Source organism: Pseudomonadales bacterium (genome assembly GCA_013215025.1).
Taxonomy (GTDB): domain Bacteria; phylum Pseudomonadota; class Gammaproteobacteria; order Pseudomonadales; family DT-91; genus DT-91.
The window spans coordinates 1-24,798 of record JABSRR010000014.1 but is presented as its reverse complement, the minus strand read 5'-3'; the positions used below and the strand labels follow the sequence as shown (position 1 = coordinate 24,798).

The following is a 24,798-nucleotide window of genomic DNA, read 5'->3' as shown; positions in this document are numbered from 1 at the left end:
GCATCTATCTGTACTAATTGAAACCATGCGCCGCGAAGGTTTCGAACTTGGCGTATCGCGCCCAGAGGTCGTACAAAAAGAAATCGACGGCGAGCTGCAAGAGCCCTATGAATCGGTCACCATCGATATTGAAGAAGAACACCAGGGTAAGGTCATGGAAGAGCTTGGCTTGAGAAAAGCTATTATGTCGAATATGGAACCTGACGGAAAAGGACGGGTAAAAATGGAGTTTATTGCACCGTCTCGCGGTCTGATCGGCTTTCGCGGGCAATTTCTCACCCTAACTTCGGGTTCTGGCATTTTAACCAGCGTATTTGATCACTGGGGCTCGATTGCCGAAGGAGAAGTAATCTCTCGCATTAACGGTGTGTTAGTGTCGATGGTCAAAGGCAAAACGCTCAGTTATGCTCTCTACAATCTCCAAGATCGCGGGCGTCTATTCCTAGGTCATGGTGTAGACGTTTATGAAGGACAAATCATCGGCATTCATTCGCGCGATAACGACTTAGTGGTCAATCCTACCAAGGCCAAACAACTGACCAATGTACGCGCCTCTGGTAGCGACGAAGCACTGACGCTAACGCCACCGATCAAGCATACGCTAGAGCAAGCACTTGAATTTATTGAGGACGATGAGCTAGTCGAGGTAACGCCCGAATCTATTCGTATTCGCAAAAAATTGCTCACTGAAAACGAGCGTAAACGCGCCTCTCGATAAACAGCATTGAAAAGCCTATAAAAAGCCCTGGTTCAGGGCTTTTTTATTTATACTGAATGTATAAGCGCTTACAGCAGCCAATTAGTTAGCGGCATGCGCCGAGAGTAGAGAGGAGCATCGGATGCAATACGGTCAAGGCGATAGTTCATATAAAGCAGCAGGCGAGCTGCCGGGCATCGAAAAACTGGTTGATGCGTTTTATCGTTATATGGACAGCCTCGAACAAGCCAAAACAATTCGCGCCATGCATCAAGACGACTTAAGCGAAGCCAGAAAACGGCTGAGCTATTTTTTGTCGGCTTGGCTTGGCGGGCCAAAACTCTATTCACAGCACTGGGGACCCATTTCAATCCCAAAGCTGCACCGTCAATTTCCGATTGATCAATCCGCACGTGATGCCTGGCTACTATGCATGCAAAAAGCGATAGCCGAGCAAGATTATGCCGAAGATTTTAAACAGTATCTGCTTGAGCAACTCAAAGTACCAGCCGATAGAATTTTAATGCTGCAAAATATGCAGTAATATCTAGCTATTACTGTAGATATTAACATCACGCTAAAAGGACCATCATGCACGTTTTTGTTACCGGTGCCACCGGCTTTGTTGGCTTTCATACTGTCATGGCGCTGCATAAGGCTGGGCACTCTATTCGTTTTGGCGTTCGCAACGCGGAGAAAATGAAACGGCTATATGCCCCCTACGGCATCGACACATCTGATTTTGCCATTGGTGAAATCACCGACGCCGAGGCCATTCAGCAAGGCTTACAGGGCTGTGATGCCGTCGTTCATACCGCGGCGGTGGTCAGCATGGACCCCAATAAAGCCGAGCACATGATGCACACCAATCTTACCGGCACCAAGCTGGTGATTGGCGGCGCTGTCAAACTGGGTATCAAGTCGATTGTTTATGTCTCCAGTGTGGCTGCCATCTATGACCCTAACGCCGATATTATCAACGAAGCGACACCGCTGTCCCACCCCAACACAGCCTATGGCAAGTCTAAACAACAGTGCGAGATGTATGTGCGCGGCTTGATTGATGCCGGCGCTAATATTGCCATTACTTATCCATCTGCGGTTGTTGGCCCGCAAGACCCCGCTATGAGCGAAGGTAATCAAAGCATAAAAATTCAGATCAATATTGCCTGCGTCAACACCAGCTCAGGCCAACAAATCATCGACGTTAGAGACCTTGCAGCTGTTCATGTTGGCTTGCTCAGTCAATCACTGTCGGGTCGCTATGTCGTTGGCGGTGAGTTTTTGCCTTGGCGTGAGCTTAGCGCCACCATTGACCGGGTTACACAAAAAACAACGCGCAAGCTGTCGGTCGCCAAACCTCTACTTATGCTTGGCGGCATTTTAGCCGACTGGCTAGGCAAGCTGATACCGCATAATTTACCGTTTAGCCGCGAAGCCATGATGTACGCCACACAGTGGATTTATGCCGATGACAGCAAGGTTAGCAAAGCGCTTGATATTACATTTAGACCCATTGATGAGACATTACGAGATACGATTTTTTGGCTAGCGGAGACTAAGCATATTAATCCACACTGGGCCGACAATATCGATATTGAAAGCGTTGAGCGCTATCCAACACAGTCATGAAAGCATTAATTCAGCGAGTACGCGAGGCCTCTGTATCCATTGACGCCGCGCAATTTAGCCATATTAATCAAGGCTTACTCGTATTGTTAGGCGTTGGGCATGATGACAATGAAAAAACCGCCGACTTACTGTTACAAAAGCTTTTGCATTATCGTATTTTTGCTGACGCCAACGATAAAATGAATCTAAACCTGCAGCAGATTGATGGCGAGCTATTAATTGTCTCGCAATTTACCCTGATGGCTGACACCAGCAAGGGACGTCGCCCAAGCTTTACAACCGCCGCCGAACCTTCAAGGGCAGAACAGCTGTACCAATACTTTGTCAATCAGGCCAAAGCTTGTTATCACAGTGAGCGAGTGCAAACTGGGCAGTTCGCAGCAGATATGCAAATCAGCTTAGTGAATGATGGGCCTGTTACGTTTATGTTAGAGGTGTGAATAAGGCGTGAGCAACTTGCAACACAGCCCGCTATTTGAGGCAGGCTCGCTCGGTGAGATTGCGATCAAGAACCGCATCATTATGGCGCCGCTCACGCGCACACGTTGTGATGCCGGGCATATGCCAAATGCACTGATGGCAGAGTACTATGCACAGCGCGCTTCAGCTGGGTTGATCATTGCTGAAGCCACCATGGTCACCCCGCAAACGAGTGCATTTATTCATGAACCTGGCATATATAATCACGCGCAGCAGCTAGCCTGGCAAGACGTTACCGAGGCGGTTCATGCGCAGAACGGCAAAATCGTGCTGCAACTCTGGCATGGCGGTCGCGCTTGCCACCCAGCACTTAACCAAGGGCTAACCCCAGTATCTGCAAGCGCCAAAGCGATAGAAAACGCGCTGGCTATTACCCCCGAGGGCAAGCAGCCTTTTAGCAAACCACGGGCAATGCAACAAGAAGATATAGACGCCGTGGTTGAGGATTTTCGTGCTGCATCGCAGCGTGCGAAAGCGGCCGGCTTTGATGGCATAGAATTACATGCAGCCAACGGCTATCTGATCGATCAATTTTTACGCGATAGCTGCAATCAACGCGATGATGCGTTTGGCGGTAGCCTTGCTAATCGCTGTCGACTATTACGCCTTATACTCGATGCCGTGATTGATATATGGGGACCGGGTCGTGTTGGCATTAGACTATCACCGATTAATCAATATAACGATATGCGCGACAGTGATGCAGAGGCATTAATCATTTATCTCGCAGACATGCTTAATCAATACCCTTTAGCCTATGTACATATCATGCGGGGTGACAGCATGGGCGCAGCGCTTATTGATGTGCTTAGCCCAGCTAGACAGCATTATCATGGCGCCATTATCAGTAATATGGCTTATCAGGCAGCAGAAGCCGCGCAGCATATACAAAGTAAAAAAGCTGATGCCATTGCCTTTGGCACGCTGTTTATTGCCAACCCGGACTTAGTGAAACGCCTTCAATATGGCGAATCGCTCAATGATGTCGACTACAGCAAACTTTATAGCAAAGGTGCAGCAGGCTATACCGATTACCCAACGCTAACAACACAGCAAGCTGCTAAAACTTAAGCTATTGCTATAAGCTAGCGTTGCGAGAAGCTAGCGCTGCGAGGCAATGGTAAAGCGCGTACAGTGAATGCCTAACGGGTGCTCAATCGTGGCGACACACTCGTTGCAGTGCAAACAACGACTTTTTGCGGTCTTACCCTTCGCAAGATCGGCTGCAAGCTGATTCACAAAGGCGGGGTCTGAGATCAGACTCCGGCCCAGCTGCACAAAATCAAAGCCATGACCCATCAAAGTATCAAAACTGTCTGCCGTTGAGGCACCGCCAATATAGATCATATTGCAGTTAACCGCTTCGCGAATGCGCAGCGCAGGTTCTAAAAAATACAGCTCCTTGTATTCATAATTCCGAAACATGCTTTTGCCAACCATGCGTAATATGATCTGCATTAAAAGATTTTTTTCAGCTTTAAGCATCGGCTTCAGAATATTATCACCGCGAAACATAATCATCGGGTTCATTGTGCTGGTGCCACCTGAGGTGATAATACCGTCGATACCCGCCTGATCTAACATTTTTGCTATTTCAACAGACTCGTCGTAGTGAATACCGCCACGCACACCCTCGGTCATACTGATCTTACCAATTACTGGAAAGTCATCGCCAACCGCCTTACGCACTGCCTCAAGGCATCGTAGCGGCAGACGCATACGATTGATCAAGCTGCCACCGTAATTATCGGTACGTGCATTGGTTTTTGGTGACATAAATTGGCACAAGCCATAGCCATGGCCTAAATGAATTTCAAGGCAATCAAAACCCACTGACTTCATAAACAGTGCCGCATCGTGATAACTCTGCACCATGGCATCAATATCTTTTTCAGTCATCGCATCGGTAAACAGCATACCGCGCTGAAAGCCCAGCATATTGATACCGCGCTGAGGCCCCATGGGCCGTTTACGCTGCAGCTGTTTATTCTTTGAAAAGCCGCCACAGTGACCCATTTGCCCAGAAACTTTCGAACCCGCTTGATGAATATCGTTTATTAACTGGCTTAGGTCGCCTCGAATATACTCATCCATGTACAGCATATTTTCGTTAATGCGGCCGTCTGGCTCTGTGGCGCAATAACCTAAAGTTGTCATCGCCGCGCCGCCTTCGGCAATGGCTAAATGAAACTGGCGATAGCGGTCAGCAATCTGCCCGAGCGGCGTCTTACCCTCGTAAGTGCCAGCTTTGATTAATCGATTCTTAAGCTCTAAACCATTTAACATGGCGGGTTGTAAATATTTAGGCTGCATCTGTTATAACCTATTTTATTCTGTTGTTTCGAAACGCTGACGCATTTGCACACTAAGCTTATGCAATGCACTAACGCCTTGATCAAGGGTATTTATCAGGGGCTGCGTTACTTTTTCTTCCATCGCTGCTTCTACTGTATCGCTAATCGACTGATATAAGTCACCGCCTTCATAACCTATAAGCTGCTTGGCTTCGTCTGCCTCACAGAAAATTTCACTATTGACGATATCGGCCATATACATTTGATCAAGGCCACCTTCAATTTTCAGCAAGTTAGCAAAAAATCCGCCCAGCTGTGTTAGCTTTAAAAACAACCCCGACTTGATCAGTTTAACGGGTTTCATCGGATTATTAGCCATTTGATTGAAGTGCGCGATCAAATCATGCCATAGAATGTTTTCATCGCTGATGGTAATAATGTCAGGCAGGGTTTCAAGCTCTTGCAGCTTGGCCAAAGCCTCAGCTAAGCTACTTACAGAGATCGCTGCCATGCCACCTTCTACACTAAAAATGGGATAGCTTAGGCGAGCATATTGAACGAGCGTGTTGGCAACCGATGTCACGCCTTTAGCACGCCCTAATACCAGCGGCACTTCAACCATACAAACTTGAAAATCGTCTGCAGCATATTCTAAACAGGCCTGCTGCTGTTTAAGCCGTGAACGCACATAAGGATGGTAGTCATCTAAGTTGAGGTCTGGTCGTTGACGATGCCAATAGGTGAAAACTGAACCTAATACCGTAAATTGTTTAACCCCATATTGCTTAGCCTTTTCCATAATATGCACGCATTGGGCAATATTATACTGGTAATAAAAGTCATCAACATCACCAACAATCTCCGCGCGTTCATCAACACCGGCGGCGAAAATTACCGCCTCGATGTCTGTCATCAGATGTTCAAAATCCAGCTGATCAAGCTGCTCGAGATCACCTGGCACGCAGTCGTCAATCTGTAATAACTCGCTCGCCCTTGCGGCATTGCGCGTTAAGGCTCTAATCTCGTGCCCCTGCTCTAATAACGCCTGACAGAGGTGCTGTCCGATAAACCCAGTCGCGCCAATTACTAGAATGCGCATATATTGTCCCTACTATTTTTTGTCTATGTTAAGCACTACGAAAATCAATCTAGGGCAGATGTAAGTCAGCTTGATTTAATTAACTAATGATAATCTGCTAGGCAAGCTATATGAATCAGTGACTGTTTGCAAGGCACACAATCTGCAGATTGCTAACAGATTTTCAAAATATAATAACTATAACCGTAGCTGTCGCTGTATTGGTCAAACAGCTGAATCTCGCGATCGGTATCATCAAGTAGATCATACATAGCTTCAGAGGCATTCATGCCAAGACTTAACCGCAAGTGCTGCATGCGCTTAAGCAACGGCATGTAGTAGTTATCCCACCAAGCCTTAGCAGGTAGCCGCCTAACCTCAAGCACCTCAAAACCTGCGGCCTTAGCTGCCTCAATATTCGCATGCTCGCTGGCCATCGCAGGGTAATTCGTCTGCCAATAGCTCTGTGCGGCTGCCGCTGGCTGCTCAGATTGCCAGCTTAATTCAGACACCACTGCAATACCTTGCTCGCTCAGCAATGGGCGCCACAGCGCTAATGCCTCAGCAAAACCAAGATGATGCGCAGCAGCCTCTGACCAAAGCAATTGGTAGGATTGCGAAGGATACAAAATTTCTGGTAATCGACTGAAATCAGCATTTTTAACAATCAGCTTATCGCTTAGCTGCTCTAGCGCCACTTGATCACGTAAGGCTTGGATAAAATTTTTCGATAAATCGACTGCCTCAATCTGCAGCTCTAATGCCGAAAGCTCCGCCGCTTTGGCAAATAACAAACTGCTGCTGCCGCTGCCACAGCCAAGATCGATCATTTTGCAGGGCCTTGGTAAGCGCGGCGCAATATCACGCATGATTTGAAGTGCAAACGCGTTATCGCCAGGGCCTTGGCGCTCCATAGACTCATGCAGCTTAACCAATGCTTCAATATAGGCTTGCTCACTCATAAATAGGCCCTGGAAGAAAAATGATTATGATTTTAACGATAACAGCTGCGACTTGGTCGCTTCGTCAATTTGCTTAAAATCTATAATCTCTTGATCAGTAAGACCATCCAACTCATGCGGAAACACCAGCCACTCATCTGACTCTTCCACATAATAATCGGGGGTGATATCAGTGCGATTATTGGCCGGCTTAAAATACGGTGCTGCAACACGGATCTCAGGGGTATTTTTTCGGCAGTGACGCGCGATATCTTTGATGACCTGATCAATACTTAAGCCTGTATCAAAAACATCATCCACAATAAGCACCGAGTCTTCAGCATTGACCTGCTTTTCTAAATAACGCAAACCGTGCACTCGCACTTGTTTATCGCGTTTACCGATACCGGTATAGGATGAGGTGCGAATCGCAATATGATCTGACTCAACGCCTAAAAAATCCATCGCTTCCTGTACTGCAATGCCAACCGGCGCACCACCTCGCCAAACGCCAATAATAAAGTCAGGACGAAAGCCGCTCTCAAACACCTTGATGGCTAGCTGATATGACTTATCCAGCAGCAGTTGAGAAGACAAGTAGGTTTTATTCATAATTATGGATCGCTATGTTATCGCAGTTAAAATAAGAAATTTGCCGTCAGCAAGCTCTCGGTTATTGCTTGATTGCCAATCTTACACAGTCATTCAAGCTGGATTATAGTGCAGTTTAGCTACTAATCAGTATTAGCAGGCAAATTATCGCGGCGCTGCTGATTGCGGTTCTGACTAGCTTACTGATTACGCCGCTGATGCATGCAGCTGTGCATTACAGGCTATCACCACTCGAGCTGTGTCACCAAAATAGGGTAAGGCTGCGTGCCTTAAATATGCCGGAAAAACCACCAGCTGCCCCGCAGCTAGGGCAATATCCCAATAACTTTCTTGCGCGATATATTGACTGCCAAGATCGTCATACTGATTAGCCTGAGCGCGCGGATCATAAAAGCGATTCACGCCATTGTGTGTCGCTAAATTCGTTTGTCCTGGTTCAAGACAATAAATCGCACACCAAGAGCAATTGGGATGTGTATGCCCGTCATGATAACCGCCATGTTCAGTCAGATGGTACCATGATTCCGTAATTGTCACTTTGGCTTCAAGCTCAGCTGGCCAGCTGTGTTGATTGGCTTCGTAGGCGGCGAACAATATCGCCTCTTCAATAAACTCATGCAAGGGTGCCAAGCTCTGCTGACTTTGCAGCAAATCAAAACCAGACTCATACAATGACTGTTTTGCGCCCACAGCCACCTCACTGTCAATATTGTGCTGCTGCTTGGCAGCCAAGTTAGCAATGGTTTGCTGCCAGATAGGGGCAAACTGCTCGTGCTGAGGAAATGCGCTGGTAAAAATAGGCGTTTGCCACGCATCAAAGCGCTCAATATAGCTGTCTTGCATAAGCGGTTATCGATTAGAAATTAGCCATTAATCATAACACGCTTAACACGAAGGTGGCTGCTAATTTGCCGACCGCTGTTTTTGCCACTGCAGATAGCAGGCCAACGCCGCCAGATACAATAATGAGTAGCCGAGAGAAAATACGGTACCCAGATTCACGCCAAAGCTTGGGTAAAACTGCACAATGCCGAGACAGTAGACCACCAACGAGCCGATACCTAAGGGGTACTTCTGAATAATGGCTATTGCCACATCTTTACCATAGGTTAAATGAATAAGTACCAAAAACGGGAAGGCGGTAATAGCAAAGCCTGCCAATAATCCCGACCATTTGACACCAATGGAATGCGCCAGCCAGGTAATCAATACAACCGTTGCCGCGGCTGCACCTGAACGCAATAAAATATTGGCAATGGTAAGCGGTTCGCGATTAGCAATCTGCTTGCCCTTAAAATGTTTTTGTAAATATTGAAATAGCAGAATTGCGGCAATAGCGATGGCTAAACCCAATAGTAAGGATTGATCCGCTGCGGTAAAGCTCAATAAAATAGCCACGGCAAAAAAGGCCAATAAACCGATCAGACTGGCCTGCCACACTGATGCATTCAGCTTAATGATCGCTAAACCATAAAAATAAAAGCTGGCGATATTTGCTGCAAACGCGGCAACCGTCGCCTGTGCAGAAGCTGCCGCAAAATCAGCGCCTTGTTCAAAGCCGAAAAAATACAAGGTCAAGGCAATACCCAAGGGAAAGCCCGATAAAATACCGGCAATGACCGGATTGACGCGTTCAGCTATCCAAGTCAAGACAAAAACAAAAGCAACCGTAATAGCAATTTTGGCGAGCAATAAACTCATTGCAACTTCTCCTAATAAATCTCTTCAGTACCGCTTACTGCTGCTGCAAATAACGCGCTAACACTTCACGTTCAAGTTCAGTCATCTGCGTCATATTGGCAAACGGCATGTCTTTAGTAACAATGGTGCGATTGTAGATGCGGTCTTTATGGCGCTGCACATCATCAAGATTATCAACAATAAAGCCCATCGGTGCGCTGCTAAACATGCTAGAGCGCGGCGCGGCGCTATGACACTCTTGGCAGTGCTGCTCAACAATTTGCCAAGCCTTAGCATCACTCACTAACTCAGCGTTTGCCGACTGTTGCTTATCGGCCAAGGTTTGCCACGGCGCAATCACTGCACACAAGACTAAAAAGGCCATAAACGATGAGACCAGCACCCAGGGCTTATGCTCACCACGATGCTTTAAATTAAAGTAGTGACGCATCCACATACCAATCACAAACAAAGCCACCAATACTAGCCAGCCATGCTGGTGGCTATAGGTGAAGGCAAAATGATTGGAAATCATAATAAACAGAATCGGTAGCGTGGCGTAGTTATTGTGGGTGGAACGCTGCTTAGCACGCAGCCCAGGGGCAGGGTCAGGTATATTGCCTTTAGCTACCTCAGCCACCATATAACGCTGGCCAGGAATAATATTAAAGAACACATTCCCCGCCATACAGGTGCCAATCACCGCACCCACATGAATATAGGCCGCACGGTCTTGAATGAACTGATCTAACACATACGACCATAGCGCAATGAAAGCCACCATAATCAAGGCAAACAGTCGACCATTATCAACCAGACGAGTACGGCAAAGACCATCATAAATAAACCAGCCTAATACCAACGAGGCAATAGAGCCAGCAATCGAATACGCCGTGCTTAAACTTGATTTACTGGCATCGACTAAATAAGCATCGGCGCCAACATAGTACAGCAAGCTCAGTAATAAAATACCTGTAAGCCAGGTAGTGTAGGCTTCCCATTTAAACCAATGCAGAGTCTTCGGCATGGCCTCAGGGCCGTTTGCATACTTGGCCACTTCATAAAAACCACCACCGTGCACCGCCCAAAGGTCGCCTTTAATACCTTTATCAAGCTTCCACTGCGGTGGCGTCTCTAAGTGATTATCTAGCCAAACAAAATAAAACGACGCACCGATCCAGGCGATGCCGGCAACAATATGAAAATAACGCAATATTAAATGCANTACTTCAAAAATATACGATTCCACGTGAGGCTCTCTTTATCAAATTTAAACAGTTGCTACAGCATGATCGCGGCAGTGTGCCACATCACCCATGATGTAAGTTTTATACACCGCTCTATCGTCNGCTAACATCATGATTGAAAACAATAGATCATGCAGTGATTTGGCTTGGTTTAAGCGCAGCTTTAACAACGGTGTGGCGCCTTTATCTAACACTAAAAAGTCAGCTTCATTACCGGGGTTAAAATTGCCGATACGGTCATCAAGGTCGAGTGCTCGGGCACCGCCTAGGGTATTCAGATATAAGCCTTCAAACGCCGACAAACTATTCGCCTGAAGCTGCTGCACTTTGTACGCTTCGTTATAGGTTTGAAACAGCGAGAAGCTGGTGCCTGCGCCAACATCAGTGCCCATACCAACCTGCACATCATGCTGCTGACAGCGTTTAAGATTAAACAAGCCTGAACCAATAAATAAGTTCGAGGTTGGACAATGTGCAATCGCAGCCTGCTCATCAGCCAGACAGCCTAGCTCTCGATCGGAAAGGTGAATGCCGTGCGCAAATACCGAGCGACGTGTAACCAAACCAGCCGCCTCATACACACCAAGATAATCATCTGCCTCAGGAAACAACTCTTTGACCCAAGCACACTCGTCTAAATTTTCAGCCAGATGCGTGTGTAAATAGAGACCTGGATATTCATCTAACAGCTGCTTAGCGACTGCCAGCTGCTCAGGTGATGAGGTGGGCGCAAATCTTGGTGTTACCGCATATTGCAAGCGATCAACGCCGTGCCACTTCTCGATCAGTTGCTTACATTCACGATAGGCTTGCTGTGGTGTATCCTGTAAATCGTCAGGGCAGTTTCTGTCCATCATCACGCGACCCGCAATCATGCGCAGCTTACGTCGTTGAGATTCAGCAAAAAACTCTTCCACCGACTCTGGGTGCACCGTGCCAAATACTAACGCCGTTGTTGTGCCATTTTTCAAAAGTTCATCTAAAAACAAACCTGACATGGCCTTGCCGTAATTTTCGCAGGCAAATTGTTTCTCGGTAGGAAAAGTATAGGTGGTTAGCCAGGTCAATAATTGCTCACCATAGGCCGCAATCATCTCCATTTGTGGAAAATGAATATGCGTATCAATCATGCCAGGGATAATCAAATGATCGTCATAATGCTCCAGCGGTACTGAGGCATCAATCTCATTTAATAGTTTATCCGCATGATCCAGTGCTTGAATGATCCCATCTTTGATGAGCATGATACCGTCATCAAAATAGCGCACTGCCTGCTCACCAACTACGGCTGGATCATCGGTCAAATCGACCATAGCACCGCGAATTGCTTTTACCACTGACATATTTATGAACCCCGGTAGGTCGAATAGCCAAATGGCGACAGCAGCAGCGGTATGTGGTAATGGCTATCCAATTCGCTGATTTGGCAGACAACCTCTGCATACGGGTAAAACACGGGACTGCCCTGTTGCTGTAAATACTCAAGCAAGTCAAAACGCAGACGATAAGTGCCCTCACTTAATGACCCTGCAGGAAGTAAGTCAGCAATGCGACCGTCTGCGTCGGTAACTCCTTGTGCCAATACCACAAAGTCTTGATCGTCTAAACGACTCAGCTGTACGTTTATACCAGCAGCAGGCAGACCCACCGCTGTATCTAACACATGGGTTGTTATTGGACTTTTTTGCGTCATATCAATTCTCTTTTATACATTCGCCATATATCAACGTGTTTTCGATTAGCTTTTAGATGCAGCGTTAGTTTGAAACATTTTCTGCAATCGTAAGCGTGTTATCTTGGCTTGCTCTTGCGCCGCATTGACAATTTCTTGCTGGCGCGTATTTGGCATGCGCTGTTGCAACAATGCCAGCATTTGCTCGGCAGATTTACCACTGGCAAATACAATGAAAATAAAGCCAAACTTTTCTTCATACTGCTTATTAGCCAAAGCTAAAGCCTGTATCACAGCATCACTGGCTTGATTGACACCGCTTTGTTCATGCGAGGCCTCACCTTGCGTATTGCGATACTTGGCCTTCAAACTGGAGACATCACCAATTTTAGGATGCCCATCAAACGCAGCTAAATAATCATCTTCTTGCATCTGCTGCCAATGCTGATCAGCAGCGCTTTGCAATGCCTCAAGGTCGGCAAATGGCCTTGCTGTCACCATTGCCGAGACCCAGTTAGGTGCACAGCAAGCCTGCTCAAATTGCGCAAAGGCAGCGGGCTCATCAAGATGATTTATTTGCTCTATATTCAACACCCACTTACTCCGCAATGTATTTTTCTGTGCCAGACGATTCAGTCTCTGCAGTGTTCGACAACCAAGTTTGCATTTGTTTCCATTGCAAGCCTGCACGTTTTTTATGGTCAATAGCTGGCGCTTGCTGCGACTGATACACTTGAATCAAAGCGCCGGCAATTGAGACTGCCACTTCCATCGGCAATTTACCGCTGACCGCTTCAAGCCCCACCGGGCTTTGCATGCTCGCAACCTCAGACTGACTGAAACCTTTGGCAAGTAAACGCTGACGAAAACGCTGCGCTTTAGTATCGCTACCTATCACCCCAAGCCAGCATGCATCACCACGCTTAAGAATCGCTTCGGTAAGGGCAAAATCCAGCTGATGGTTATGGGTTAAAATTAAGCTGGCGCTGTTGGCAGCCGCCGACGCCACCCACACCGTGGGATCTTCATCAATACAGCATTGAATATTGGCCGGCGTTTCCGCGGGGAACAAACTTTGACGCGCATCAATCCAGCGGATACGTAGAGGTAAATCTTTGACAATGGCCATCAGCGCATGCGCCACATGCCCTGCCCCATACACATCTAAGGCCATGCCCTGCTCAAGCTGCAGTTCAAATAACACCGTAGCCGAACCACCACAGCACTGACCTAAGCTTGCAGCCAATGGAAAGTGCTCAATCAGCTGTTGGCTTTGCGCCTCGCCTCGCTCGGCATTTGCCAATAGTTCGCGGGCTTTTTGCATCACCACAAACTCTAAGTGGCCACCACCTAAAGTGTCATAAATATTTTCCGCGGTGATAACCATTTTTGTGCCAGCAGCACGTGGGGTTGAGCCTGCAGCGCCAATAATCGTCGCTAACACGTATTCGGTGCCGTGCTGCTGCAGCTGGTAGCATGCTTGCTGCCAAGTTTGCGCGTGAAAGCCTGGGGCTTGGTTAATCATTTGATGATGCATATGCCTGCTCCTTGCTGATCTCGTCATCGGATGTTGCAACCGTCTCAGCCTGATACGCCTTTGCCTCAGCGACGGCAGTCAATATGGCTTCAGCGGTCGCAGGTGGATTAAGGCTGGGCGCCCATTGATAATTGGTTAAACTCGCCACGGCGTCGCGTAAGGCACACCAGACGCTGATCGCTAACATAAACGGTGGCTCGCCCACCGCTTTCGAGCGAAACACGGTTGTTTCTGGGTTTTCTGAGGTAAATAAGTCAACCTTAAAATTGCTCGGGGTATCACCAATGGCCGGGATTTTATAGTTTGCAGGGCCATCACTGATCAGTTTACCGGCACTGTTCCACTGCAGGTCTTCGGTGGTGAGCCAGCCCATGCCTTGGATAAACGCGCCTTCAATTTGTCCAATATCTAATGCAGGGTTAATCGAGTTACCGACATCGTGCAAAATATCGACAGCTAACAGTTTCGACTCACCGGTTAAGGTATCAATTTCGACTTCAGACAAAGACACACCGTTAGCATAATAGAAAAACGGTCGACCCTGACTATTGGCGCGGTCATAGTGAATTTTCGGGGTTTTATAAAAGCCATTAGCCGACAATGAAATGCGGTTCTGATAGGCAAGCTGAGCACAGGCCGCAAAAGACATACTTTGGTCGCCGTAGTGAACTTGACCGTCGCGAAACACGACGCTTTTTTGCGCCAAGCCAAAATGTTCAGCAATAAACACGATTAAGCGCTGCTTGATCGTATTGGCTGCATTTAAGGCGGCCATGCCGTTTAAGTCGGTACCGCTCGAGGCTGCGGTTGGCGAGGTATTAGGCACTTTGTCAGTGCGCGTAGCCGAAATTTGGATCTGCGCTAAATCGACGGCAAAGGCCTGCGCGACAATCTGCGCCACTTTGGTATTCAGCCCCTGACCCATCTCGGTACCACCATGGTTTAAGTGAATTGAACCATCGGTGTAGATATGAATTAAGGCACCGGCCTGATTTAGATGCTGCAGGGTAAATGAGATGCCAAATTTTACCGGCGTTAGCGCTAGGCCGCGCTTTATGACTGCTGACTGTTGATTAAATTCTGTGATTGCGGCACGGCGCTGATAGTAATCTGCGCTGCTCGCTAACTGCTGCATCATGTCTGCTAATACATGCTGCTCAACCTGCTGATGATAGGGTGTTATATCGCGTCCACCTTCAGCACAATAGAGATTTTGCAAGCGCAATGCCAGTGGGTCTTTACCGACATGACGTGCAATATCATCTAACATAAACTCAGCCATAATCATGCCCTGAGGGCCGCCAAAGCCCCGATAGGCGGTATGGCTCACGGTATTAAGCTTAACCCGATTACCGGTAAATGCAGCAGCTGGATAATAATAGGCGTTGTCGGCATGAAACATCGCGCGATCTACAATCGCATCGGATAAATCCGGTGATATACCGCAGTGGCCATTAATTTGCATGGTCACGCCTGCAATCATGCCGGTTTCATCAAAGCCTACGTGGTAATTATTGGTAAACGGATGGCGTTTACCGGTAAGGCGAAAATCATCACTGCGAGCCAAACGGCATTTAACCGCACGGCCGGTCATTCTCGCGGCCAGTGCTGCCAAACAGGCCCATGGCGCAGCTTGCGTTTCTTTACCACCAAAGCCACCGCCCATGCGGCGCATTTCAACCGTCACTGCATTGAGCGGCAGAGCCAACACCTCGGCGACTAATTTTTGCACTTCTGATGGGTGCTGGCTGGAAGTATGAATCAGCATGCCGCCATCCTCCTGAGGTAAGGCTAACGACACCTGACCTTCAAGATAAAAATGCTCTTGCCCGCCAATCGACAGCTCGCCTGACAATTGATGCGGGGCAGCTTGAATCGCTTGTTCTGGTTCACCGCGGCGCAAGCCATGAGGTGGCCTAACCCAAGCTTGTTCCTGAATGGCCTGCTGCACGTCTAACAGAGGTGCTTGCTCGCTGAGCTTGAGCTGCACTAATCGCGCCGCTTTTCTCGCCAGTGATTGCGATTCGGCAACCACTAAGGCATAGGCCTGACCATGAAATTCAATGCTGTGCTCAGCCAGCAGCATGTCACCGGGATACACTGGGCCAATATCTTTGTGACCGGGAATATCCGCCGCAGTTAGCACACAAACTACGCCTTCTAAAGCTTCGGCCGCTTCGCTGTGAATCGCTTCAATCTCACCACAGCTCACCTCGGCCATCGCTGGATAGGCAAATAAACTGCCGCGAGGCGCAGGAATATCGTCGACATAGACAGCCGCACCCGACACATGCTTGATTGCCGACTCGTGCATCTTAGAAGCACCGACCGCGGGTTGAGTCGATGCACTTTCTGGATTCAGTGTTATTTCTGACAAACTACGCATGTTGCACCCTAACGACTATATCTTGTTGACAGGCATTGCTTTCATACCAGGCACGTCGCAGCAAATTCGCCGCAACCGCTTTGCGATAGCTTGCAGTGGCGCGCACATCATCTATCGGATTGACTGCAGCTAAAAGTGCCTCAGCAGCTGCGGCAAAACTTTGCTCGCTACAGGGCTTACCGACCAAGGCATCGGCCACTACATCAAGTACAATCGGTGTCGCCGCCATGCCACCTAGGGCACAGCAGGCGGCAACCACCTGATTGTCCTGCAGCTTAATATGCAGGGCCAAACAGACTGCCGATATATCATCTTCAATGCGCTTAGAAATTTTATAAAAGAAGGTTTCGCTGTGTGGCTCAGGTTTAGCAATAATAATGCTGCGTATTACTTCATTGGGCTGCAACACCGTTTGACGGTAGCCGGTGAAGAAGTCGGCAATCGCCACTTCTCGCTCGACAATCGCGCCATCATGCCAGCGGCTTAAGCGTAGCTTTGCCTTTAGCGCCAACAACAGTGGAGCCGGGTCACCAATCGGTGATGCATTCGCCAAACTACCACCTAAGCTCGCCTGATTGCGCACCTGCAGCGAACCCAAACGCTCAAACACCTCGCTAACGCTGGGATAATAGCTGAGCAACAGGGGCAAGAATTTGCTGTAGCTTAGCGCGGCGCCAATTTCAATTTCAGTGTCTCTATCAATCAGCTGATTGAGCTCGGCAACCTGGCTGATGTCAACCAGTCGGTCATAGGATTTCAACTGTTGGGTAAATTCCAAGCTTAAATCTGTGCCGCCGGCAATCCACTTGATCGATTGCTGGCTTGACTGCTCGGCCGATTCTGCTGTCGTCGCCATCGCATCGTAGGCCAATAAGTCTGCTAGCTGCTGTGGCACCTGCGGATCGGGCTCAGCCGATACCGTTTGCTGTAATGCCTCTAGCTGCTCACGCAACGAGTCTGTGACAGCCGGGCGCGGGTAATCGTAGGCCTGCTCAGCCGCGTTTAGAATCGGTTGATAGCCGGTACAGCGGCATAAATTACCGCCTAAAGCCTCAATCACCGCTTGCCGACCCGGATAGCTTATATGGTTCATATATAAGGCATATAAGCTCATGATAAAACCCGGGGTACAAAAGCCGCATTGCGATCCATGACAGGCAACCATGGCTCGCTGCACTGGATGCAAGTCATCCAGCGCTAATTGTGGCTTGGCCGCCAGGGCAATATGTTCAACGGTGAGCAGCTGTTTGCCCTGTAGCGCAGTTACTGGGGTCACACAGGCATTCACAGCGCAATAGTTAAGCCCGCTGGCGTGATCATCATCCAAAGCCACTAATACAACCGTGCAGGCGCCGCAGTCGCCGCTGGCGCAGCCTTCTTTTGTGCCGAGCAGCTCTTTATTGGTGCGAAGCCACTCTAAAATGCTCAGATGCGGTGCATCAGAACAGAGCGATTGTCGCTGCTGATTCAGAAAAAAATGAATCATTACAAGAAACCTCTATGAATTAGCTATATTAATAGGCCAACAATGCTCGAAATGCCGCTCTAAAAGCCGAATTAGCCTACTTTTAAGACAACAAAAACGCTAAAAGCGCTTATTTCGCGGCATATTTTCTATAAACGTTGCTATTCAACATTTATTTTAAAAAAACTGTCGAGTTGGTCAGCTAATTGCATATATGCAAAACATTGACCACTTGGTCAGAAAATATATGATAAATAAATAATGTGATGAACGCAAAATAATTGACCGTTTGGACAGGATTTAATGAAAAACAATTTTCGACTAGAACTCACCGGCGTCACCAAGCGCTACCCAGGCTGTGTTGCCAATGACAAGGTAGACCTTGCCATCGGTAAAGGTGAAATTCATGCACTGTTAGGTGAGAACGGCGCTGGCAAAAGCACCCTGATGAAAATCATTTATGGCGTGGTTGAGCCTGATGAAGGCGATATCTTTTTTAATGGCCGTCGCGAATTTATTCGCGAGCCTGCGCAGGCGCGTGAGCTCGGTATAGGCATGGTATTTCAACATTTTTCATTGTTTGAAACTTTATCGATTGCCGAAAATATTGCGCTAGCGCTGGGTGATCAAGCGGGTGATGTAAACACCTTGAATCAGCGCATTGCTGATGTTTCCAAAAAATATGGCATGCCGCTTGAGCCCGAGCGCTTAGTAGCCACCTTATCAACCGGCGAACGCCAACGTTGTGAGATTGTGCGCTGCCTTCTGCAAGATATTCAGTTGCTGATTCTTGACGAGCCTACTTCGGTATTAACGCCACAAGAGGTCGAAGCCTTATTCTCTACCTTAAAGCAGCTAGCTGCCGAGGGCTGCTCAATTTTATTTATCAGTCATAAATTGCATGAAGTGACAGCCCTATGTGACAAGGCCACTATTTTGCGCGGCGGTAAACTCAGCGGTCACTGCATTCCGAAACAAGAAACTTCAGCTTCGATTGCCACCATGATGGTTGGCGAAGATACGCCAATCTCCACCAAATATACCAAAACAGTGGGGCAGGACGACTGCGTGGTGGTCAAGGGTTTATCGACTGCAGCGCATAATAATTTCGATGTAGCCTTAAAAGATATTCACTTTAACCTCAAGCGTGGTGAAATCTTAGGTATTGCCGGCGTAGCCGGCAATGGTCAGGAAGAATTACTGATGGCGCTATCGGGCGAGAACACTGCCAAAGGCCGCGATGCGATCTATTTTAATCAACAAGCCATCGATGGCTTGGGCCCAATGGCTAGACGCCGCATGGGCATGGGCTTTGTGCCAGAGGACAGACTGGGGCGCGGTGCGGTGCCTGAGATGAGTTTAAGCCAAAATGCCTTGTTGACCAGTTTCGATTTCGGCTTGGTTAAACGTGGCCTTATTCAAGCTAAACAGGTCAGTGATCGAGCGAAGACGATTATTCGCGACTTCAAGGTTAAAGCGGTTGGCGAATTTTCCCATGCCAGCAGTTTATCTGGCGGTAATTTACAAAAATTTATTATTGGTCGAGAAATGCTGCAACAGCCTAGCTTGTTAATTGCCGCTCACCCTACTTGGGGGGTAGACATCGGCGCACAAATTGCCATCCACGAAGCCATGATCAAACTGCGCGATGAGGGCTGTGCGATTTTAGTGGTATCAGAAGACCTGGATGAACTGTTTCAAATATCTGACCGACTTTGCGCCATCTGCGACGGTCAATTGTCGCCAATTAAGCCAACGCAAGCATTAGATCTTGAGCAAGTAGGTTGCTGGATGGCCGGTGATTTTAGCGATCAACCGCGCGTAAGCGAGGGGGCCGCCTGATGATTCGTCTTGAAGCACGACCCGAAGTTTCACAATTTTGGGCTTATATGTCTCCGCTGCTAGCAGCATTGCTGACCTTATTCACTGGCTATGTAATTTTCGCCTTGATCGGTGATGCAGATCAATCTGCCTTAGGGGCCTTATATACCTTTTTCATTCAACCAATTTCTGACAGTTTCGGTGTTTCCGAACTACTGGTCAAATCGGCACCTATTTTACTCTGTGCCTATGGCTTAGCCGTTTGTTATAAGGCCTCTATCTGGAATATCGGTGCTGAGGGTCAGTTATTAATGGGCGCATTAATTGGTTCTGCAGTGGCACTGCAATTTCTTGAGTCAGAGTCTAGCTGGGCGGTGCCGATGACGCTGTTAGCCGGCATTATTGGCGGCATGTGTTGGGCTGCGGTTGCCGCATTTCTAAAAGTGCAGTGCAACACCAATGAAATACTCACCACCATCATGCTTAACTATATCGCGCTAAATCTGCTGCTATGGGGCGTTTACGGTCCGCTTAAAGACCCTAACGGCTTTGGTTTTCCTGAATCAGCCATCTTTGCCGACAGCACTATTCTGCCCATTATCTGGCAAGGCACGCGTTTACATATCGGCATTTTATTTGCCGCTGTTGCAATGGCGTTATGCTGGGTATTTATCAGCAAAAGTTTTATTGGTTTTCAGGTGCAAGTGCTTGGCATGGATGCATCTGCAGCGCGCATGGCTGGCTTTAAACAAAAATCACTGGCCTGGTTAGTGCTGCTTATTTCAGGCGGCTTAGCCGGACTTGCTGGCGCAGCTGAAGTGGCTGGACCGATAGGCCAGCTGGTGCCACATGTTTCTCCAGGCTATGGCTATGCTGCAATTATCGTTGCATTCCTTGGCCGCCTGCACCCGGTGGGTATTACCTTTGCTGGCCTGCTGATGGGACTTATTTATATGGGTGGCGAACTGGCGCAAATTGAATTAGGTATGCCCAATGCCATCACAGGCGTATTCCAAGGCCTTTTATTGTTCTATTTACTTGCCTGCGATGTATTAATTCGCTATCGCTTTACTCAATCTAACGGTGGCCTTTTACGACTAAAAGTCACGCATAAAAGTCAGTAACGGAGATTTATTGTGGATATTGAATTACTTAGCAATATTTTATTTGCCACGATTCGCACCGGCACACCGCTGCTGTTAGTTGCATTAGGTGAAATGGTTTGCGAAAAGTCCGGCGTACTAAATCTGGGTCAAGAAGGCATGATGCTTATCGGCGCGGTCATTGGCTTTATCGCGGTGTTTCATTTTGACAGCTTAGCCTTGGGCTTCTTTATGGCTGCGATGGGTGGTGTTTGCATGGCATTGTTGTTCGGCTTTATTGCCATGACCCTAAATGCCAATCAAGTCGCCACCGGCCTAGCCTTGACGATTTTTGGCACCGGCTTATCTGCCTTTATTGGCGCAGACTATGAAGGCAAAACCATTACCAGTCTGCCCACTCTGGTGATACCTGTGTTGTCAGCGATACCGGTAATAGGCAAAATTTTATTCTCACAAGACATTATCGTCTATCTCAGCTTTGCTCTCACCGCTGTTATTTATCTATTTTTTAAACGTGGACGTGGTGGTCTTACGGTGAGAGCTGTTGGTGAAAACCCTGATGCAGCTAACGCTATTGGTTTATCGGTTATAAAGACACGCTATTTAGCCATTATGTTTGGTGGTGCAATGGCAGGCATAGCAGGCGGCTATTTATCCATTGCCTACACCCCCTTATGGACCGAGAACATGACTGCTGGTCGTGGCTGGATTGCCCTAGCGCTTGTAGTTTTCGCTAGCTGGCGCACTGAACGCATTATGCTAGGCGCCTATTTGTTTGGCTTTGCCAGCATTATGCACCTGGTTGCACAAGGCTTTGGCTGGGACGTTTCGTCAAACCTATTAGCTATACTGCCTTATGGCGCAACAATTGTTGTGTTAGTTATTTTGTCAACTAATTCAGCACGTTTAAAACTATTTGAGCCAATGGCGCTTGGTAAGCCATGGCATAAATCGCATTAGAAGAATTCAGGGCGTTATTAACTTACTGATCGGCGAGCACATATTTTTATATTCACGCCGCTATTGTTAAGACTATCAACACCGTGATCGACTAATATTTTAACCTTAACTATTGGAGAAAATGATGAAAAAACTCTTGAAGACCCTAAGCATAGCGGCACTTGCTGGAAGTACTGCTTTAGCTTCAATGGCTCACGCAGAAGCAACTAAAGTTGGTTTTGTTTACGTAAGCCCAACTGGCGAAGCGGGCTGGACATACACCCATGACGAAGGCCGTAAATTCGTTGAAGAAACCTTTGGCGACAAAGTTGAAACTAGCTTTGTTGAGTCGGTTAAAGAAGGTGCTGATGCAGAACGCGCTATTATGCAAATGGCAAAGTCTGGTCACGACCTTATTTTTACCACTTCGTTTGGCTATATGAACCCAACTATTAAAGTGGCTAAGAAATTTCCTGAGGTGAAATTTGAACACGCCACTGGTTATAAGCGTGCAGAAAACGTCGGCACGTATTTTAACCGTATTTATGAAGCACGTTACCTAACCGGTGTTGTGGCAGGCCACATGACTGAATCGAATGTGATTGGCTACGTTGCTGCCTTCCCAATTCCAGAGGTTATTCGCGGCATCAATGCTTTTACGCAAGGTTTGCGCAGCGTTAAGCCTGAAGCTACCGTTAAAGTAGTTTGGGTAAATAGCTGGTACGATCCAGGTAAAGAGCGTGAAGCTGGTGATAGCCTTATTCAGCAAGGTGCTGATGTATTGACCCAACACACTGACTCACCAGGGGTTGTGCAAGCGGCTGAAGCGGCTGGCAAATATGCCATTGGCTACCACTCAGACATGAGTGCATACGGTGAAAAAGCACACTTAACCGCTGCGGTTCATAACTGGAACGAATTTTACGCGAAGCGTGTTCAACAAGTGATCGATGGTACTTGGGCATCAGAAGATGTTTGGCAAGGTATCAGCGCAGGCATGACAACACTAGCACCAATGAGCGATGCTGTTCCGGCTGACGTTCAAAAGAAAGTGTTAGCACTTAAAGACGATATCGCTGCTGGTAAAGTTCACCCATTTGCTGGCCCTGTTAAAGATCAGTCTGGCACTGTCGTTGTGAAAGCTGGTGAGACTATGGAAGTTGGCGCCATGCTTGGCATGAACTTCTACGTTGAAGGGGTTGAAGGTAAATTACCGAAGTAATTGCTGTTGCCTTCAAATAGGAAAGGGTGCCTCGGCACCCTTTTTTATTGCTTGCTGTTTATCAAATCAGCGAAGCTATTTATTAAGCTCAGTAATCTATTGGGCTAAGCAATCTATTGGCTTAGGCAATCATTTTTTAACGTAAACAAAAGCCAAGAATATTGGCTTATCACGCTGAAGATAATTTAAGTGACCGCAGGCTAACGCAAGGCAGAAACATAGCGGTATGGATTAAAAGCTGGATGCTTACTTGACGATGACAGCTCGGTAAAAAATGTCTAGGCGCTTAAACGCGATGCATCACTCTGCTGTTGCGCAGCTAATAACTCAACCGCCGAAACCATAACTGCCATGGCGTCAAATACATCGGTTGGGATGACAGCTTCATCGGGATGATGGCTCAAGCCACGGGGGCTGCGAATAAATAACATCGCCATCGGACAAATCTCTGCGATCGCCATCGCATCATGACCCGCACCTGAGGGCAAATATTGCATGGCGATACCTTGCTTTTGACAAGCCTGACTGAAAAGCTGCTGAAATTCCTCTGCACAGGGTACCGCTGTGGCCTGATGGTGCCAATGCCAATCGACACTGACATGTCGCTTAGCGGCTATTTGATCAACATCATCAGCAATCACACTGATCAGCTCATCACGTTTTTCGTCATTTTGGGCACGTACATCTAATGAGATCAGTGCATCACCGGCAATCACATTCACAGCGCCTGGACGTACCATAAATTCGCCTACGGTTGCGACCCGATCATCCTGACATTCTTTCGCTCGACGCTCCACCGCTAAGCTGATTTCGGCCGCCGCACAAAGGGCATCTTTTCGTAACGGCATGGGTGTTGTGCCAGCATGCCCTGCCAAGCCTCGAATCGACAAGGAGGCACGCTTAGCACCGGCAATCGCCGTTACCACACCCAGCGATAGCTCATTTGCCTCAAGCACCGGCCCCTGCTCAATATGCACTTCCCAGAAGCCTAGCAAATCACTGCTCGTTAAGGCTGCCTGCGCATAGTTTTCTGGCGCCAGACCAAAGTGTTGCATAGCATCTTGCATGCTAACGCCATTACTATCCTCTACTGCTAACCAAGCTGGATCAAAGGTGCCGGCCAGCGCTCTTGAACCGATTAAGGTGACGCCAAAACGCGTGCCCTCTTCGTCACAAAAGCCGACCACATCGATATGAAATGGTAGTGAAATCTGCTGATCACGAAAATAGCGTACCAGCTGTATCGCCAACATCACGCCAAGAATACCATCAAAAGCGCCCGCGTTAGGCACTGTATCTAAATGCGAACCGAGCACTAAGCGAGGTGCCTGTGCATGCTCACTAGCAAACCTGCCCCATTGATTACCAACAGCATCAACCCAGGTCTGCATGCCAGCCTGACGCATCCACTCTGCAGTGATCTCATTATGCTGACGATGCTCGTCGGATAAATATTGCCGCAGCGTAGCGCCGCGCATTTCGGACACATGCGCTAGCTTAAGACAATGTTCGAGTGCGCGTTGAGCATAAGGCTCGAATGCAAGCGTGGCAGATTTGAATAACATCGATTTAATCTTGCTGGCGGTAAAAATCAAGTGCCGCCTGGGTAGACTCCGCCTTCGGCCCTTTGTAGCCGTTTGCTTGCAGACAGGCATCAAGACTTGCCAAGGTATTTAATACCGCCGATTTTCTGGCGTTATACCCCATGGTGCCAATACGCCATATTTTGCCGTGCAGTGGTCCAAAAGAAGTGCCAATTTCGATATCAAAATCATTCAGCATCTGTGCTCTGACACTATCGCCATCGACTTCATCTGGAATATAAACACCAACAACATTGTTCATTTTGTTTTCAATATCACCAAAGACTTGCAAACCCATGGCCTGCACGCCGCGCAGCATCGCTTCACCATGTAAGGCATGACGCGCAACCGCATTATCAATACCCTCATTACATAACAAACGCGCACATTCCGCAGCACAATACAGCAT

The 24,798-nt window shown here is 47.9% G+C and carries 24 protein-coding genes; 9 read left to right on the top strand and 15 right to left on the bottom strand.

Annotated elements, in window-relative coordinates; translation table 11 throughout:
* From HRU21_02025 to HRU21_02005, 5 genes are all read left to right on the top strand, one after another.
* Positions 1 to 718: translational GTPase TypA (locus HRU21_02025; GenBank protein ID NRA41066.1), on the top strand; the 718-nt coding region annotated here is incomplete at its 5' end.
* A 121-nt stretch (positions 719 to 839) separates the two neighbouring features.
* Positions 840 to 1,241 (top strand): group II truncated hemoglobin, encoded by a 402-nt coding sequence (locus HRU21_02020; GenBank protein ID NRA41065.1) that lies wholly within the window; start codon positions 840 to 842, stop codon positions 1,239 to 1,241.
* Positions 1,242 to 1,288: 47 nt separating this feature from the next.
* The gene (locus HRU21_02015; protein ID NRA41064.1) at positions 1,289 to 2,329 is read left to right on the top strand and encodes an NAD-dependent epimerase/dehydratase family protein; all 1,041 of its coding nucleotides are present in this window, start codon (positions 1,289 to 1,291) and stop codon (positions 2,327 to 2,329) included.
* The gene (locus tag HRU21_02010; protein ID NRA41063.1) at positions 2,326 to 2,769 is read left to right on the top strand and encodes a D-tyrosyl-tRNA(Tyr) deacylase; all 444 of its coding nucleotides are present in this window, start codon (positions 2,326 to 2,328) and stop codon (positions 2,767 to 2,769) included. Before HRU21_02015 ends, HRU21_02010 begins: the two co-directional genes overlap by 4 nt.
* Before the next feature lie 16 nt (positions 2,770 to 2,785).
* Entirely contained in the window at positions 2,786 to 3,880 is a 1,095-nt protein-coding gene (locus HRU21_02005) for an alkene reductase (protein ID NRA41062.1), read from the top strand.
* Between the two features lie 30 nt (positions 3,881 to 3,910).
* Here the strand turns inward: HRU21_02005 and HRU21_02000 are convergent, their stop codons facing one another.
* The 13 genes from HRU21_02000 to xdhA form a co-directional block, all read right to left on the bottom strand.
* Positions 3,911 to 5,122, bottom strand: coding sequence for an NADH:flavin oxidoreductase (locus HRU21_02000; protein NRA41061.1), 1,212 nt, complete (start codon positions 5,120 to 5,122; stop codon positions 3,911 to 3,913).
* Between the two features lie 15 nt (positions 5,123 to 5,137).
* Entirely contained in the window at positions 5,138 to 6,202 is a 1,065-nt protein-coding gene (locus HRU21_01995) for an NAD(P)-dependent oxidoreductase (GenBank protein ID NRA41060.1), read from the bottom strand.
* A gap of 152 nt (positions 6,203 to 6,354) precedes the next feature.
* A complete protein-coding gene (locus HRU21_01990; GenBank protein NRA41059.1) occupies positions 6,355 to 7,143 on the bottom strand; it encodes a class I SAM-dependent methyltransferase in 789 nt (262 codons plus the stop codon).
* A 24-nt stretch (positions 7,144 to 7,167) separates the two neighbouring features.
* Entirely contained in the window at positions 7,168 to 7,734 is a 567-nt protein-coding gene (locus HRU21_01985; protein ID NRA41058.1) for a hypoxanthine phosphoribosyltransferase, read from the bottom strand.
* 186 nt (positions 7,735 to 7,920) lie between these two features.
* The gene (locus HRU21_01980; GenBank protein ID NRA41057.1) at positions 7,921 to 8,577 is read right to left on the bottom strand and encodes a hypothetical protein; all 657 of its coding nucleotides are present in this window, start codon (positions 8,575 to 8,577) and stop codon (positions 7,921 to 7,923) included.
* A gap of 60 nt (positions 8,578 to 8,637) precedes the next feature.
* The gene (locus HRU21_01975; protein NRA41056.1) at positions 8,638 to 9,435 is read right to left on the bottom strand and encodes a hypothetical protein; all 798 of its coding nucleotides are present in this window, start codon (positions 9,433 to 9,435) and stop codon (positions 8,638 to 8,640) included.
* Positions 9,436 to 9,469: 34 nt separating this feature from the next.
* A complete protein-coding gene (locus HRU21_01970) occupies positions 9,470 to 10,663 on the bottom strand; it encodes a urate hydroxylase PuuD (GenBank protein NRA41055.1) in 1,194 nt (397 codons plus the stop codon).
* A 21-nt stretch (positions 10,664 to 10,684) separates the two neighbouring features.
* Positions 10,685 to 12,004: a guanine deaminase gene (gene guaD, locus HRU21_01965; protein ID NRA41054.1), complete on the bottom strand. Its 1,320-nt coding sequence runs from the start codon at positions 12,002 to 12,004 to the stop codon at positions 10,685 to 10,687.
* Between the two features lie 2 nt (positions 12,005 to 12,006).
* The gene (gene uraH / locus HRU21_01960; GenBank protein ID NRA41053.1) at positions 12,007 to 12,354 is read right to left on the bottom strand and encodes a hydroxyisourate hydrolase; all 348 of its coding nucleotides are present in this window, start codon (positions 12,352 to 12,354) and stop codon (positions 12,007 to 12,009) included.
* Positions 12,355 to 12,399: 45 nt separating this feature from the next.
* The gene (gene uraD / locus HRU21_01955; GenBank protein ID NRA41052.1) at positions 12,400 to 12,924 is read right to left on the bottom strand and encodes a 2-oxo-4-hydroxy-4-carboxy-5-ureidoimidazoline decarboxylase; all 525 of its coding nucleotides are present in this window, start codon (positions 12,922 to 12,924) and stop codon (positions 12,400 to 12,402) included.
* Between the two features lie 7 nt (positions 12,925 to 12,931).
* On the bottom strand, positions 12,932 to 13,858 hold the full coding sequence (gene xdhC, locus HRU21_01950) for a xanthine dehydrogenase accessory protein XdhC (GenBank protein NRA41051.1): 927 nt from the start codon (positions 13,856 to 13,858) through the stop codon (positions 12,932 to 12,934).
* Positions 13,851 to 16,256 carry a xanthine dehydrogenase molybdopterin binding subunit gene (xdhB, locus tag HRU21_01945; GenBank protein NRA41050.1) on the bottom strand — a complete coding sequence of 802 codons (2,406 nt, stop codon included), beginning with the start codon at positions 16,254 to 16,256 and terminating at the stop codon, positions 13,851 to 13,853. Before xdhB ends, xdhC begins: the two co-directional genes overlap by 8 nt.
* Entirely contained in the window at positions 16,249 to 17,742 is a 1,494-nt protein-coding gene (gene xdhA, locus HRU21_01940; GenBank protein NRA41049.1) for a xanthine dehydrogenase small subunit, read from the bottom strand. Before xdhA ends, xdhB begins: the two co-directional genes overlap by 8 nt.
* A 282-nt stretch (positions 17,743 to 18,024) precedes the next feature.
* Between xdhA and HRU21_01935 the strand changes: the two genes are divergently transcribed.
* The 4 genes from HRU21_01935 (at position 18,025) to HRU21_01920 (ending at position 22,806) form a co-directional block, all read left to right on the top strand.
* Positions 18,025 to 19,563: an ABC transporter ATP-binding protein gene (locus tag HRU21_01935; GenBank protein NRA41048.1), complete on the top strand. Its 1,539-nt coding sequence runs from the start codon at positions 18,025 to 18,027 to the stop codon at positions 19,561 to 19,563.
* Positions 19,563 to 20,666, top strand: coding sequence for an ABC transporter permease (locus HRU21_01930; protein NRA41047.1), 1,104 nt, complete (start codon positions 19,563 to 19,565; stop codon positions 20,664 to 20,666). Before HRU21_01935 ends, HRU21_01930 begins: the two co-directional genes overlap by 1 nt.
* Before the next feature lie 12 nt (positions 20,667 to 20,678).
* The gene (locus HRU21_01925) at positions 20,679 to 21,605 is read left to right on the top strand and encodes an ABC transporter permease (protein NRA41046.1); all 927 of its coding nucleotides are present in this window, start codon (positions 20,679 to 20,681) and stop codon (positions 21,603 to 21,605) included.
* A gap of 124 nt (positions 21,606 to 21,729) precedes the next feature.
* On the top strand, positions 21,730 to 22,806 hold the full coding sequence (locus HRU21_01920) for a BMP family ABC transporter substrate-binding protein (GenBank protein ID NRA41045.1): 1,077 nt from the start codon (positions 21,730 to 21,732) through the stop codon (positions 22,804 to 22,806).
* 278 nt (positions 22,807 to 23,084) lie between these two features.
* Here HRU21_01920 and HRU21_01915 read toward each other — a convergent pair whose 3' ends face one another.
* Entirely contained in the window at positions 23,085 to 24,371 is a 1,287-nt protein-coding gene (locus tag HRU21_01915; GenBank protein NRA41044.1) for an allantoate amidohydrolase, read from the bottom strand.
* Between the two features lie 4 nt (positions 24,372 to 24,375).
* Positions 24,376 to 24,798 (bottom strand): alanine--glyoxylate aminotransferase family protein (locus tag HRU21_01910; protein ID NRA41043.1); only part of this gene is annotated, 423 nt, incomplete at its 5' end.

Bases quoted from the DNA above. Each gene is read 5' to 3' on its own strand.
- HRU21_02020 (NRA41065.1), top strand. From the start codon at position 840: ATGCAATACGGTCAAGGCGATAGTTCATATAAAGCAGCAGGCGAGCTG.
- HRU21_02015 (NRA41064.1), top strand. From the start codon at position 1,289: ATGCACGTTTTTGTTACCGGTGCCACCGGCTTTGTTGGCTTTCATACT.
- HRU21_02010 (NRA41063.1), top strand. From the start codon at position 2,326: ATGAAAGCATTAATTCAGCGAGTACGCGAGGCCTCTGTATCCATTGAC.
- HRU21_02000 (NRA41061.1), bottom strand. From the start codon at position 5,122: ATGCAGCCTAAATATTTACAACCCGCCATGTTAAATGGTTTAGAGCTT.
- HRU21_01995 (NRA41060.1), bottom strand. From the start codon at position 6,202: ATGCGCATTCTAGTAATTGGCGCGACTGGGTTTATCGGACAGCACCTC.
- HRU21_01990 (NRA41059.1), bottom strand. From the start codon at position 7,143: ATGAGTGAGCAAGCCTATATTGAAGCATTGGTTAAGCTGCATGAGTCT.
- HRU21_01985 (NRA41058.1), bottom strand. From the start codon at position 7,734: ATGAATAAAACCTACTTGTCTTCTCAACTGCTGCTGGATAAGTCATAT.
- HRU21_01980 (NRA41057.1), bottom strand. From the start codon at position 8,577: ATGCAAGACAGCTATATTGAGCGCTTTGATGCGTGGCAAACGCCTATT.
- HRU21_01975 (NRA41056.1), bottom strand. From the start codon at position 9,435: ATGAGTTTATTGCTCGCCAAAATTGCTATTACGGTTGCTTTTGTTTTT.
- uraH (NRA41053.1), bottom strand. From the start codon at position 12,354: ATGACGCAAAAAAGTCCAATAACAACCCATGTGTTAGATACAGCGGTG.
- xdhC (NRA41051.1), bottom strand. From the start codon at position 13,858: ATGATTAACCAAGCCCCAGGCTTTCACGCGCAAACTTGGCAGCAAGCA.
- xdhB (NRA41050.1), bottom strand. From the start codon at position 16,256: ATGCGTAGTTTGTCAGAAATAACACTGAATCCAGAAAGTGCATCGACT.
- xdhA (NRA41049.1), bottom strand. From the start codon at position 17,742: ATGATTCATTTTTTTCTGAATCAGCAGCGACAATCGCTCTGTTCTGAT.
- HRU21_01935 (NRA41048.1), top strand. From the start codon at position 18,025: ATGAAAAACAATTTTCGACTAGAACTCACCGGCGTCACCAAGCGCTAC.
- HRU21_01930 (NRA41047.1), top strand. From the start codon at position 19,563: ATGATTCGTCTTGAAGCACGACCCGAAGTTTCACAATTTTGGGCTTAT.
- HRU21_01920 (NRA41045.1), top strand. From the start codon at position 21,730: ATGAAAAAACTCTTGAAGACCCTAAGCATAGCGGCACTTGCTGGAAGT.
- HRU21_01915 (NRA41044.1), bottom strand. From the start codon at position 24,371: ATGTTATTCAAATCTGCCACGCTTGCATTCGAGCCTTATGCTCAACGC.